Here is a 13,106-nt window from a genome sequence, read left to right on the forward strand (position 1 = left end):
AAAACTCAGAGGGTTAGTTTAAGGTTTTATTTTACTCTTTGGATGTTTTCTTCTTCTTTATTCTCTTTCTCGATGTTGACACCTTGAACGTGGATATTTACTTCAATAACCTTAAGACCGGTCATCGTTTCAACAGCTTTTTTAACATTTTCTTGAATTTGCCAAGACACGTCAGGAATTTTAATACCATACTCAACGATGATAAACATATCGACGGCGGCCTCTTTTTCTCCTACTTCCACCTTCACACCTTTGGACAGATTTTTACGGCCAAGCATTTCGGCAATTCCGCCTGCGATACCACCGCTCATACCTGCAACACCAGGTACTTCTGTTGCAGCTAAACCAGCAATTATTCCCACAACTTCATCGGCTATCTTAATTTGACCATAATCAGAATTGTCTAGATCATTAATGACCATTGGTACACCCCCTGCGTCTATAAATGGAAATCTCTAAAGAATATTATACCAAAAGCATACTCAATTTACAAATCTAACTAAAATTTATTTAATATTTTTATATTATCAAAAGGAACTTTTGTTTCTCTCATCACAATATCTAATATTTTCGCCATATCAGAGTCTGTTAGCTTTTCAGCTTCAACAATAACATTCACAGAGTTATCCGTGATAAACACAAGGGCTTCTTCAAATCCTTTGGCCTTAATTAAGTTTTCTATAATTTTTTCCTTGTTCATGATATCAATCAACTTTAACTTTTGATCATTTGCTGCTTTACGATTGTTTTCATCGGTCATTTCATTGTTAATCATCTCATTGAGAAGTCCAACAATTTTTTCCCGCTCGATGGTGGTATTAAGTCTAGACTCCATAAAGTAATTTGATCTTTTTATGGTTTTGCTGTTGGTGATCGAGCTGGCAATGGTTGTACTTGCCTCTGAAACTAGATCCTCAACATGATTATCAGTGCTGTCTACCAAAGAAATATCGCTTTTGGGCTTTTGCTCTTCAGCAGATGACTGACCATCTTCAGTAGCTTCTTCTGAAGGTAATTCAGAATCTGCCAAATCTACCTCTGTTAATTTTATCTCCTCATATCGAGCAAATTCTGAGGATGTTTCCAACAGAGAGTACTTATTGATTGCATAATTCAAGTAACTTATAAAACATAACACTGCCACCAGTGAAAGTACCAAATAGTTTCTTCGCTTAAATCTATACATAATTTTTCCTCCCTATCCTATTGTTTTTCATAAACCATGACTTTATGGGCTGGCACCTGAAAAATTGTTTTCACTGCTTCTATCAGCTCCGTTTTTACTTGGATATCTCCAGCACCCTCAGCAACCACAACAACACCCCTGATTTGTGGTTTGATCTCCTTCAATACAATCAGTTGCCCTGTTCCATTGTTAGATGTAATGATGCTTTCACTTTGATCATCTTGTTTTGTCGTGCGCGTCCCTCCTTGGGCATCCTTTTCTTCTGTGATCTGATTAGATTGGGTTTTGTTGATGGCAGGGATAACCTCTGCTGTGCTTTCGTAGGTAACCATTACTTCAACTGCACCAACACCTTTAATCTGACCTAGAATATGCTTTAATTGTTGCTCTAGACTATCTTTATAATCTGACGCTTGTGTCTCTTCCTTCTCCTTTACATTTCCAACCAGCTTTGTTTCTGGGTTGCTCCTGCTGCTGGGAAAAAAAGTATCCCAAGACAGCAGTGCGATTACACAAACGATGATGATGGCTACGAGGTTATATATCATTTTTTTATAATTGGTATTGTTAATCATCTCTTTGTATTTTTCAAAAATCTTCATGGCTCTTATCCCCCCTGATCCTAATGACTTGTCTTATTCATACTAATATTAATATTATCTTCTTCGATATCATAGAACCTAGAAATGCTATTTTTTATATCAGAAATGATATATAAATCTTCTGGCTTATTTGATGGCGTTTTGGATGGACCACCATTTACAGCGATAGAAACTTGGTCAATGTTTTCAATGGCAATCTGTTCTTCCGACATCTTATTACCCTCTGTTAGTACGAGGTGAATCTCTTTGATTTTTCCAAAGTCCTTATTCTCCGTGTCTTCTTCAATTTCTATACGGGCATTCTCTAGCCTTACATCATACTCATAACCAATTTTATCTCGTAGATGCTCTGAGATTTTTTCTTTATACATTGCAATCATCTGTTGATTACGGGATTTTTGAAAGCCAGCGGCATCCTTGGAGAGTGCCTCTCTTTCTATCATTACCGTAGATTTAAAGATTTCATCCTGAACATTGATATCACCATACAGAAGCTCAATGATAGGATTTAGAATCACTAGAATAACCAACAGACCTACTACCATTTTTATATACTTTTTCATACTGCTGCTAGGGAGCAATAACTCCACAAATGAAATAAAAATAACTACCATGACGATGTTTAACGTCCAGGTTCTTAAGAAGGCTGTCATAAGTTCACCTCTTTTTATCGCATCATTGCGCTTATATTTCCAGCGCCTATAATCATCGTTACAGCCATAAAGAACATGATGGCTACAGATAAAACAGTACCAAATAACATGACCAAAGCATTGCTCAGATCACTTAAACAATCAGGCAGATCACTGTCTACAATGGGCTCTATTAATGCACTGGCCAGCTTGTAAATCAAAATCATGGCCAGTATTTTTAAAAGCGGCATCAAGACAATAAAAGTCAATATAAATAATCCAACTCCGCCAATCGCATTTTTCAATATAAGGGAACAACCCAGGATTGCATCGGCAGCATCAGATATGAAGCCGCCGACCACTGGAATCAATCCAACGGCAAACTTGGCTGTCCTTATACTGACACCATCTGTAGCAGAAGCCGCTACGCCTTGAATGGTGATGATCCCTATGAATACTGTAAGCATCAAACCCATGAGTATAACGCAAACCTGTTTCAATAAAGAGGCAAGTTTAGATACATGGATTTTCGAAGACAGATAATTGACAATGGATAAGATAACTGAAAAAAAGATCAATGGTATGACGATGGTTTTCATAAGGGTGCTGATAATGCCTACAGAGGCAATAATGACAGGCTGAAACAACGCTGAAGCTGTAACGCCGCCCATGGTCATCAGCAATGTTAAAAGAATAGGCAGCAGTGCCTGCATAAACATAACCATTTCATCGATAGCTTCTACACCGATTTTTGTTGCAATGGAAAAGCTTTGTATGGCCATGGCTATAATAACGATGTAACATGTGCTATAAGCCAGCTTTCCTACAGCGTCACTTTCAAATGCACTGGAAAGATTGCTGAGGAAGGCACACAATACGGCTATCACAATAAGCTTTACCAGGAGCATAGAGTTTGCTACAACTTCTTTAAAAAGATATTTTAAAAGTCCATTCAGAAGATCTTTTATAGAAAATATGGTTTCTCCTCTTACAATAGACTGTACCAGGGATTTAAGATCCATGTCAGGCAAGTATTGGTTGAGATCCCCGTTGATACTCTCAACAATTTGATTGAGGCTATGGGTATCTATTTTATCTAGTTGTTCCATTATGAGTTCGTCGGTAATGGAACTATTGTCAGGATTGGATTCCGTGGCAAAGGATACTTGCCCAAGAAAGATGCTTATAAAAACAACCAGGCATACGATTTTTTTCATCAATTTCACATCCTATGGCATTAGTTTCACGAGAAGATTTAGCAGCGCTATCAATATAGGTACTGCCAGTACCATAATGAGTACCTTACCAGCAAATTCAATCTTAGATGCGATGGCAGCTTCCCCTGCATCTCGGCACACCTGGGCACCAAACTCAGAAATGTAAGCAATCCCTACAATTTTGAAGATGGTGGTAATATAAATCAGGTCAATATCAATTTTTTGTGCAACTAGACTTAACACTTCAATAACATAACTTAGTCTTGTCGCAATGAATAAGAAAATAATTAACCCTGTTACAATACTAATTTGCAATGAAATTTCTGGTTTTTGGCTCCTCAAAACCACAGAAAGAATGGCTGCGATTAAGCCTAGTCCTACAATTTTAAATATCTCCATTGAAATCACACCTTTTATGTTAGTAGAGTTGGAACATTGTTCTGACCGTTGTAAACAAATCGTTAACAAGTTGTATCACCATGAACAATACAACAATAATCCCTGCCAAGGTGGTCATGGTTGCCATTTCATCTCTACCAGATCGTGTCAATACTTGATGAAGCACAGCCAATAGAATCCCTATACCTGCAATTTTAAAAATCAAATCAACATTCGTACCCATTTTAAATCCCCCTTATTTTGTCTTTCATTTATAGAAATAGTATTACGATTGCCACACCAAGCAGAACACCTAGGCTTCTATACATTCGCTCATTTTTTGATCGAAGCTCTTCCGCAGATTGCTGTTGTTTTTTAAGCTGTCCATAGATAAAATGAAAATTCTTTAATTGATGATCTCGATCTACTGTACCAAGGCTCATGCCAAAGTCGATAAGGGCCTCTTTATCTTCCTCTGTCAAAGAAGTAAAATGATAATGCTTTTCTACCGATTGTCTCCAAGCATCTTCAATACAGAAGCCGTCCTTCTTCTCCAGGAGTTCACTAGCCTCTGTGAAGATTCTGTTCAACTCCATAGAAGACTTTCCCCCAACCTTTTTCAATGCCTGGGGCAATGGGGTTAGCAGATACAATATCTCAGTCTCCAATAGCTGCAAAGATAAAAAAAGATGCTTAATTTGTCTTGGACGCTGAACGTATTTATAGGAAAGGATGTAACCAATAAAAGATGCACTCAAAATAATAATGATGGAAAGAATCGCTTTAACCAATGAATTCACTCTCCCTGCTAACTTCTGTAGGTTTATAACAAAGGCACCTTGGTTTTGCCGTCTAAGATCGATTGAATTGTACCTACTCTGGGTTGATTCGATAGAATAATGATTCTTTCGAATATATTTTCTTCCATCATTTTTCTTAGATTTGGCCGTTTACTGACTTCGTCCAAGCTATGGCCATGCACTGTGGTCAGCACTTTAACCCCTGCATTTAATGCTTCCTCAATGGCCAACACGTCATCAAGCTTACCGATTTCATCGGTGGCAATAATCTGGGGAGACATGGAGCGAATCAGCATCATTATTCCCTCTGCCTTTGGACAAGCATCCAAAATATCCGTTCTGATTCCGATATCGTTTTGTGGGATGCCCTGATAGGTTCCACAAATCTCCGAACGTTCGTCCACGACACCTACTTTAAAACCCTGGAACCCCCTTTTTATCATGCCATTACTAAGATTCCGAACCATATCTCGCAGCAATGTTGTTTTTCCGCATTGGGGGGGGGATACGATTAGTGTGTTTCTAAAAATATTATTACTTGCTACGATATGCTCCATATATGCATCTGAAATTCCGATTTTCTGCCTAGATATCCGAATGTTTAAGCCGCTAATATCTTTGATGGTTTTGATGGCTGACCCGTTCATGACAGTACGTCCGCTGATACCTACCCTATGGCCGCCCCGTATCGTAATAAAACCTTTCTTAATATCCTCTTCCAAGGCATAAACTGAGTAATCAGTGACCAATTGGAAGGTTTTTTCTAGGTCTAACTTTGTAACCACATATGCCTTAGAGATCTCAGAACCTATTCCCCCATTGGAATAGACAAATATATCTTTATTTAGACTGTGAATCAACAGTGGTTGATTCGTACGGAGCCTTATTTCCTCCATGCTATTCCATAATGAAGAAGGAAGACCTTGAATCAATTCTCTGAGGTGTAAAGGAAGGGCATCGAGAATTTCCTTCCTTGGTAAATGATCTGAAGAGGTTTTCTTTAGAAAATTGATATTACCTGAACCATCCATAACCTGTCCCTCCTTTATATAAATATGTATTTTGAAAAGGACAATAATATGATTAAAATTTGTTCTGGGGACAAAAAAGGGATTAAAAAAACCTGATACATTATGTATCAGGTTTTTTTAATATTATTCGTGATGGTGATGACCGCAGCAGCCGCCTTCTTCATCACATGCATCTTCAAAATGTAATTTTTCATGACAGCTTGGGCAAACAACCTCTATGTCATCATCGTCATCTGTTGCGTCTTCGTCAAGGTATATTATTTCGTGACAGTTTGGACACTCCAATTCGATGAAACCAAATTCATCTTCGTCATCCTCATCATCATCGTCATCGTCCATTTCACCATATACGTCATCCTCAACAACAGCCAAATCCTCATCCAGCGCTTCTACATACTCATCTAGATCTTCAACTTCCCGCTTAACTTCTTCAATAGAATCAGCGAAATCTTCCAATATATCAATGATGTTTAGAAGAATCTTGCCTTCCCTTGTCTCTTCGGTAAGTTCAGAACCCTCTGCAAGTCCTCTCAAATATGCTACTCTCTCGTAAAGATAATTCATGGTGAAACCCTCCTTTTATTTAATATACCTTAGTATTATTGCCTAAGCTCTTGATAAATAGTCACCGGTACGTGTATCAATTTTAATTTTATCCCCTTCATTGATGAAAAAAGGCACATGGATAACAGCCCCTGTTTCAACAGTTGCAGGCTTTGTTACGTTTGTAGCGGTATCACCCTTTACACCAGGTTCAGTATAGGTTACCACAAGCTCAACAAAGTTTGGTGGGTCTACTTGGAATGCTTTGCCCTTGAAGAACTTAACAGTTGCTGAATCATTCTCTCTTAAGTAAATAATTGCTTCTTCTACTTGCTCCTTTGACAGAGGCAATTGCTCAAAAGACTCGTTGTCCATAAAATAATACAAATCACCATCATTGTATAAATACTGCATTTGTTTCGTCTCAATGTGGGCTTTTGGGAACTTGTCATTTGGGTTGAAAGCTTCTTCACGGATAGAACCAGTTGTAACACTCTTGTACTTTGTTCTAACGAAAGCAGCTCCCTTACCAGGCTTAACATGTTGGAAGTCCACTACTACAAAAGGTTCACCATTTATTTCAAATGTCACACCTTTTCTAAAATCTGATGCTGAAATCATTATTATCCCTCCATTAATTATAAAAATAAAAAAATATTTATGCTATCTACTGGTAGTATTCGTGTATTGCCAGTAGTTGTATACATCTTATAACTCTATGAGTTCCTTTGGTGACTTGGACAAGGTCTTACAACCGTCTTCAGTAACGACTACAAGATCTTCGATTCGTACACCGCCAAACCCGGGCAAGTATATACCTGGTTCATCGGTAACAATCATTCCCGGCTTCAATGTATCATGGCCTAATGGAGATAATCTCGGAGATTCATGGACCTCCAAACCAACACCATGACCTAAACCATGACCAAAATAGTCACCATATCCATTTTCGCTGATAATATCTCTTGCAATCTTATCTACTTCGACCCCTGTCATGCCAGGTTTTATGGCTTCTAATGCCTTTTCTTGAGCCTCCAAAACAATAGAATATAACTTCTTTTGCTTTTCGCTGGCTTTTCCTACTACGATTGTTCTCGTCATGTCAGAGCAATACCCTTCATAAATACATCCAAAATCCAAGGTTACAAAGTCACCTGTCTCGATGATTTTATCTGAAGCAACCCCATGGGGTAAGGATGAACGAATACCAGATGCAACGATGCTGTCAAAGGATAACCCACTGGCTCCTCTTTTCTTCATGAAATTTTCCAGCTCCAAAGCAACTTCATTTTCTTTCATACCTGCTTTCATATATGTAAGGATATACACAAAGGCCTGATCTGCAATTTGGGCAGCTTTTTCGATGATGGATATTTCTTCATCATCTTTGATCTTTCTAAGGTTACCCATGGCACCTTCCAAAGGAACCATCTTTGTTTGCCCCAGCTTGTCAGAGAACTCCTTATACTGGGCAAAGGTAACAAAATCATCTTCGAAGGCCATGGTATTTAAATTGAATGTGTTCAAAATCATATGTAACGGATTCTGGTTTGTATGTTCAACAACTTTAAAGCCGTGGCACTGCTTAGCAGCCTGCTCCATATAACGAAAATCAGTGATAAAATAAGCGTCATTTAAGGTAATTAACACATACCCAGAGCTGCCAGTAAAGCCACTCAAGTATCTTCTATTTTCAGGTTTGTATATGATGGCTCCATCAATACTTTTTTCACGCAACAGCTCTCTAAAACGACCAAGCCTTGCAATCATTGCAGATACCCCCCACCAACATGATGTTTATAAGTTTCCATAAATGCCAAACCATACCTATTCCCAATCCTTTAATATGATAACATAATTTTATATATTTGGATAGAATTTTTCATGTTTCTTACAATATTATACCCAATATTTACAACTTCTTTACAATATACGAGATTTATTTATGCCTTGGGTTCTTGGAAACGATGGTAATAGCATCAATCAATGCTTTCATAACATCTGTTTCAAACTGAATATTCATTTCATTGACCCTTGAATAAAGCTCACCCTTCTCCGACACCACATAGTGAGGTTTCAAATGATTTAGTGCGATGGCTCTAATGTCATCTAGACACTGCGGACACTGACAAACATTTGGAAACACCTTCAACATCGATGGTAATACATGATCCACAACAATCTCCATATAGTTCTTAAGCATTGAATATCCTCCTTCATCCTATAAAAGACTTATTAACATATAACTATAAGGTTAATCTTCCATACAAAAATGAAAATTCCTCTACAACATAGAAGAATTTTCGTATAAATACGACACGCTATAGGTATTATTTATCTTCTGCTGACTTAATATTTCGGAAGAATGCACTATTTTCAATGGTTAGTGTCTTACCTCTTCTTTGACAAGTGATAATGACACGGATACCTTTACATTCCTTATATTCGCCATCGATGGGAATGATCACAAAATCTTTAATATAGTTGGCGTATTGCACGTTAGCATCATTGCCATAACCATACCAAAGGCTGGCACTGGCCCTTTTATGCTCAAATACAAGCTTTTTATATTTAGGATGGATTTCATCCTCTTTAGGGGAATTTCTAAAAACAATCTTTTTTACTTTATGCTGGGATTCATCATGGAAGCTTACTTGCTGAATCCCTTGACTATACATGACCTTATTCAAAAATTCGTTCACAGCGATTTGGGCTTGATACTGGAGCTCTAACTGGTCGTCCATCTTCTCTCCATACCTTTGATAAGCTTGAAAAAATGAAAAGACGCTGGTCATGATGATGCATAAAATGGCGAGGGCAATCAACAGCTCCATATAGGTGAAGCCTTTTCGATTAAGGTCCAAATAGCTCATCTAACAACAATACTCTGCCGCTGGCAGGAACAATGGTAATTTGGTAGAATCGCCGTGAATCTTTGTTATAGATCGTGATGGTATCACCTCCATGGGTAGGTACGCCTTGGTAACTGAATCGGACTTCTTCATTCCCATAAAGAAGCTCAAACGGGTCGGGGATCTCTACACTCTTTAGCTCCTGGGTGCCGTCTAAGACCTTATAATACTTTTTACTAAGCAGAATGCTGTACTGTCCACCCAGTGTCATTTTCGACATGCGCACCTCCCGTATGTCCGTACATAGATGTCGGGCATAGGATTTCATGGTAAAGCTTGATTTCTTGATTGTGGGCATCGCCAGGGACGAAAGGATAACCATCAATCCAATAACAGCCACCACCTCAATCAGGGTGAAACCTTTCTGCCTGTGGTTTTTCTTCATCTCGTTCACCTACCTGCTATTCAGAAAGATATCGCATATGGAGGATATCTTCTATGTCCGTTGGTTCTAGCGGATATAAGGAAGCATTGGGCACCGATATTTCAAAGATTGCCTTTGGCATATGGGAGACATTTCTATATTTATAAACAGACTGGATTGTTATGGAGAATTTGTCGTTCCCATTTACAAATGGTTCAACCTCTAAAACCTTCAGCGAGGGCCTTTCATTGCTTAGGGTCGGATCTAATATCGTACACGAATAACTGCTTAAAGACGAGACCAATTTTTCATTAAGATAGGTGGTATAGGATGTTTTGAACTGATGATGTCCTCCGCCTTCTTTTTCTCGTTCTAGCTGCCCAAATGCTGCCGCATGGTCAATCTCCTTGGCGATTAATCCGTATGCTTCCTCCAAGCCTGCTTCGGCTAAATAAAAGGCAGTTTTGCTATAAAGTTCAATTTGTTTCATTCTATAATTCATCATGCTGACAGAGAATATGGCAGTGCCTAAGGCTCCGACAATGGCCAAAATGATAATGACCAATATATAGGCAGCTCCCCTCTTTTCCAACCTAGCGTTTCTCACCATCAACAGCTCCTTTAATTTCGTCTCCTAAGACCAACCATTCGTGACAGTTCATGGGTGTCATCAATATCCTTCACAATCAATTGAATCTTTTCTAGTCTGGCATCATTGTTGGCCCTTTCTAAGGGTTCAATGGATACTTCGACCCGCAGCTGAAGCGCTTCTATGTCATAAATATGTAATCCGGTACCTACATAGAGATCATATTTGCTTCTCTCCATATATTGCTGGCTTAGATGAGAATAGATCATCAGCTGCTTCGCCTCTTGGAGTAGTTTTACTGTAGACAGAAACATGGAGGATATGGGAACAAACAAAATTCCCATGATACACAATGCGATGATAACTTCTATGAGGGTCATACCCTTTTCTTGATCCATCTTCTTTTCCATCAACCCAACCCCTTCGTGATTTGAACGGATCTAAATATTCAAACTATTCGATAAAAATCTACACAATCCTTCAAAAACTGGAAAATAAAAACAGTTTCTATGAAATAATTCTTTAGCTGTTAAAGAAAAAAGAGGAAAAAACTGTCATATGCCGAATTATATTTAGAATGGAAAACTTTTTTTTGATATTTTGAGGAGGAAAAATATATGCAACCTACTCTATTTACCAAAACAAATATTTTATTCTCCAATGGTGCTAAGGAAATATCCACGGATGACCATGGTAAAAATAGTATTGAAAAACCCTCCAATGAACTCCATGTCTTGGCTGAGTTTACTGTAGAGAATACCAACGATATGATTTTTTGGATTGATTATACAGGAAAGATTTTTTTCGCTAACAACGGAGCCTGTAAGACTTTAGGCTATCACAAAACAGACTTTTTAAAGATGATGGTTTTTGATTTAGACCCCACCTACTCTAGAGCATTGTGGGAAAATCATTGGACAGAAATCACCCGACAAAACACCATGACCTTTGAGTCCTCCTTAAGGACCCGGATGGATACCTATGTCCCTGTAGAAATTACTTTTGACTACATGAACTATTACGGCAAGGAATATATTTGTGCCTTTGTTCGGGATCTTACCTATCGCAAGAAAGCCGATGAGAAGCTTAATAATCTACACAAGCTTCTAATGAATGTGGTATCTACCATACCTGGAGAGTTGTCGGTCATCGACCGCTATTATAATATTGTCTACAGCAACTGGCCGCAATTTGATACGGGGATGGATATTAAAATCATACAACAAGATAAGTGTTTTAGAAGCTGTAAATATATCAAGGAAAATTATACCTACTGTATGGCAAAGACAGTATTCGAAACCCAGGCGCCTCTCATGGGCAAGCAGATCAAGCTAAGGAATGGCACCTGGGCAGAGCTCAACTGTATTCCCCTCTATAATAATGAAGGAAAGATCGAAATGGTGGTGGAATACGTCTCTGATATCACGGCCCATAAAAATGCCGAAGAAGTCATTCGCGAAAGTGAAGAGCGCTGGCAGCTGGCTCTCCGAGGAAACAATGATGGGATTTGGGACTGGAATATCAAAACCAATGAAACCTTCTTTTCTGCCCGTTGGAAGGAAATGCTCGGATATGGAGAGGATGAAATCGATCACACCTTTCACAGCTATACCCAGTTAATTCATCCCCATGATATCGGTCGTGTAATGAAGGCCATAAATGATCATATGAATAAAAAGATTCCTTTTTATAGCTTAGAGCATCGGATGATCTGCAAGGATGGTTCCCATAAATGGATACATGCTCGCGCACAGGCTATATGGGATGAAGATGGAAATGCCATTCGTATGGCTGGCTCCCACACCGATATTACAGAGCGTAAAAAAGCTGAAGATGAGGTTCATTATCTTAGTTTCCATGACAAGTTAACGGGACTCTATAATCGTGCCTATTTTGAAGAGGAGCTCAATCGATTAAATACGGAGAGACATTTACCCCTTTCTGTTATTATCGGAGATGTTAATGGACTTAAACTCACCAACGATGTTTTTGGACATACAGTGGGAGACCGTCTTTTAACACGTATTGGAGATATCTTGAAAAATTCCTGCCGAAAAAGTGACATTATCTCCCGCTGGGGCGGAGATGAATATGCCATCATCCTGCCAAAAACCGATGAAAGAGCCAGTGCGGAAATCTGCGCCAGGATCAAGGCAGCATGTCTGCAGGATGATGGAGAACTGATTAAACCCAGTATTTCATTGGGTAGTGCAACCAAGCATGATCAATCCCAGGAAATCATCCAAATACTTAAAGAGGCAGAGGACCGCATGTACCAGCATAAGCTTTTGGAAACCCAGAGCAACCAGAGCGTAATCATATCCTCTTTAGAAAAAACGCTTTTCGAAAGAAGCCATGAAACCGAGGAACATGCCCAGCGAATGAGAAAAACCTGCTATGATCTTGGCGTTCAGGTGGGCCTGTCTGAAAAGGAACAGGATGATTTGAGCCTCTGCTGTCTTCTCCATGACATAGGAAAGATTGCCATTGCCGATAGTATTCTGATGAAGGCCGACAAGCTTACCTTTGAGGAATGGGAAACCATGAAAAAGCACCCTGAAATCGGCTATCGTATTGCAGAGTCTTCTAAGAAGCTTTCTCATATCTCTGAGTACATCCTGTACCATCATGAGCGTTGGGATGGCAAGGGCTACCCTAAAGGTCTAAGGGAATTTGAGATTCCAAAGCTTTCGAGGATACTCACCATCGTAGATGCCTATGATGTGATGACAAACGCCAGGGTCTATAAAGAACCTATGAGCAAAAAAGAAGCCCTCAAAGAAATCAGCCGCTGCGCAGGCACCCAGTTTGATCCTTTTCTTTCTAAAGTGTTCATAAAGATGATGAAATAA

The 13,106-nt window shown here is 38.9% G+C and carries 18 protein-coding genes; 1 reads left to right on the top strand and 17 read right to left on the bottom strand.

The window, feature by feature from the left end:
* Positions 1-26: 26 nt before the first annotated feature.
* The 17 genes from K0R93_RS06730 to K0R93_RS06810 form a co-directional block, all read right to left on the bottom strand.
* Positions 27-422 carry an Asp23/Gls24 family envelope stress response protein gene (locus K0R93_RS06730; protein ID WP_300299267.1) on the bottom strand — a complete coding sequence of 132 codons (396 nt, stop codon included), beginning with the start codon at positions 420-422 and terminating at the stop codon, positions 27-29.
* Positions 423-499: 77 nt separating this feature from the next.
* Entirely contained in the window at positions 500-1,186 is a 687-nt protein-coding gene (locus K0R93_RS06735; RefSeq protein WP_300299269.1) for a SpoIIIAH-like family protein, read from the bottom strand.
* Between the two features lie 17 nt (positions 1,187-1,203).
* A complete protein-coding gene (gene spoIIIAG, locus K0R93_RS06740; protein WP_300299271.1) occupies positions 1,204-1,788 on the bottom strand; it encodes a stage III sporulation protein AG in 585 nt (194 codons plus the stop codon).
* Positions 1,789-1,808: 20 nt separating this feature from the next.
* Complete coding sequence (gene spoIIIAF, locus K0R93_RS06745) at positions 1,809-2,441, bottom strand: stage III sporulation protein AF (RefSeq protein ID WP_300299273.1); 633 nt, start codon at positions 2,439-2,441, stop codon at positions 1,809-1,811.
* 14 nt (positions 2,442-2,455) lie between these two features.
* Positions 2,456-3,637 carry a stage III sporulation protein AE gene (gene spoIIIAE, locus K0R93_RS06750; protein ID WP_300299275.1) on the bottom strand — a complete coding sequence of 394 codons (1,182 nt, stop codon included), beginning with the start codon at positions 3,635-3,637 and terminating at the stop codon, positions 2,456-2,458.
* A gap of 12 nt (positions 3,638-3,649) precedes the next feature.
* Positions 3,650-4,036 carry a stage III sporulation protein AD gene (spoIIIAD, locus tag K0R93_RS06755; protein WP_300299277.1) on the bottom strand — a complete coding sequence of 129 codons (387 nt, stop codon included), beginning with the start codon at positions 4,034-4,036 and terminating at the stop codon, positions 3,650-3,652.
* A gap of 19 nt (positions 4,037-4,055) precedes the next feature.
* The gene (gene spoIIIAC, locus K0R93_RS06760; RefSeq protein WP_300299279.1) at positions 4,056-4,259 is read right to left on the bottom strand and encodes a stage III sporulation protein AC; all 204 of its coding nucleotides are present in this window, start codon (positions 4,257-4,259) and stop codon (positions 4,056-4,058) included.
* A 28-nt stretch (positions 4,260-4,287) separates the two neighbouring features.
* Positions 4,288-4,806 (bottom strand): stage III sporulation protein SpoIIIAB, encoded by a 519-nt coding sequence (gene spoIIIAB, locus K0R93_RS06765; protein ID WP_300299281.1) that lies wholly within the window; start codon positions 4,804-4,806, stop codon positions 4,288-4,290.
* 32 nt (positions 4,807-4,838) lie between these two features.
* Positions 4,839-5,846, bottom strand: coding sequence for a stage III sporulation protein AA (gene spoIIIAA / locus K0R93_RS06770; protein ID WP_300299283.1), 1,008 nt, complete (start codon positions 5,844-5,846; stop codon positions 4,839-4,841).
* Positions 5,847-5,969: 123 nt separating this feature from the next.
* Positions 5,970-6,410, bottom strand: coding sequence for a CD1247 N-terminal domain-containing protein (locus K0R93_RS06775; RefSeq protein WP_300299285.1), 441 nt, complete (start codon positions 6,408-6,410; stop codon positions 5,970-5,972).
* Between the two features lie 42 nt (positions 6,411-6,452).
* The gene (gene efp / locus K0R93_RS06780; RefSeq protein ID WP_300299287.1) at positions 6,453-7,010 is read right to left on the bottom strand and encodes an elongation factor P; all 558 of its coding nucleotides are present in this window, start codon (positions 7,008-7,010) and stop codon (positions 6,453-6,455) included.
* Positions 7,011-7,097: 87 nt separating this feature from the next.
* A complete protein-coding gene (locus K0R93_RS06785) occupies positions 7,098-8,159 on the bottom strand; it encodes a M24 family metallopeptidase (protein ID WP_300299289.1) in 1,062 nt (353 codons plus the stop codon).
* 169 nt (positions 8,160-8,328) lie between these two features.
* A complete protein-coding gene (locus tag K0R93_RS06790; RefSeq protein WP_300299291.1) occupies positions 8,329-8,592 on the bottom strand; it encodes a late competence development ComFB family protein in 264 nt (87 codons plus the stop codon).
* A gap of 127 nt (positions 8,593-8,719) precedes the next feature.
* The gene (locus tag K0R93_RS06795; RefSeq protein ID WP_300299293.1) at positions 8,720-9,262 is read right to left on the bottom strand and encodes a PulJ/GspJ family protein; all 543 of its coding nucleotides are present in this window, start codon (positions 9,260-9,262) and stop codon (positions 8,720-8,722) included.
* A complete protein-coding gene (locus K0R93_RS06800; protein ID WP_300299294.1) occupies positions 9,243-9,686 on the bottom strand; it encodes a pilus assembly FimT family protein in 444 nt (147 codons plus the stop codon). Before K0R93_RS06800 ends, K0R93_RS06795 begins: the two co-directional genes overlap by 20 nt.
* Before the next feature lie 16 nt (positions 9,687-9,702).
* Positions 9,703-10,272, bottom strand: a complete 570-nt coding sequence (locus K0R93_RS06805) for a hypothetical protein (protein WP_300299296.1) — start codon at positions 10,270-10,272, stop codon at positions 9,703-9,705.
* A 14-nt stretch (positions 10,273-10,286) separates the two neighbouring features.
* Complete coding sequence (locus tag K0R93_RS06810) at positions 10,287-10,664, bottom strand: type IV pilus modification PilV family protein (protein WP_300299298.1); 378 nt, start codon at positions 10,662-10,664, stop codon at positions 10,287-10,289.
* A 207-nt stretch (positions 10,665-10,871) separates the two neighbouring features.
* On the opposite strand from K0R93_RS06810, the gene K0R93_RS06815 reads away from it, so the two are divergent.
* Positions 10,872-13,106, top strand: coding sequence for a PAS domain S-box protein (locus K0R93_RS06815; protein WP_300299300.1), 2,235 nt, complete (start codon positions 10,872-10,874; stop codon positions 13,104-13,106).

This window comes from Anaerosolibacter sp., from assembly GCF_029240175.1.
Lineage (GTDB): Bacteria > Bacillota > Clostridia > Peptostreptococcales > Thermotaleaceae > Anaerosolibacter.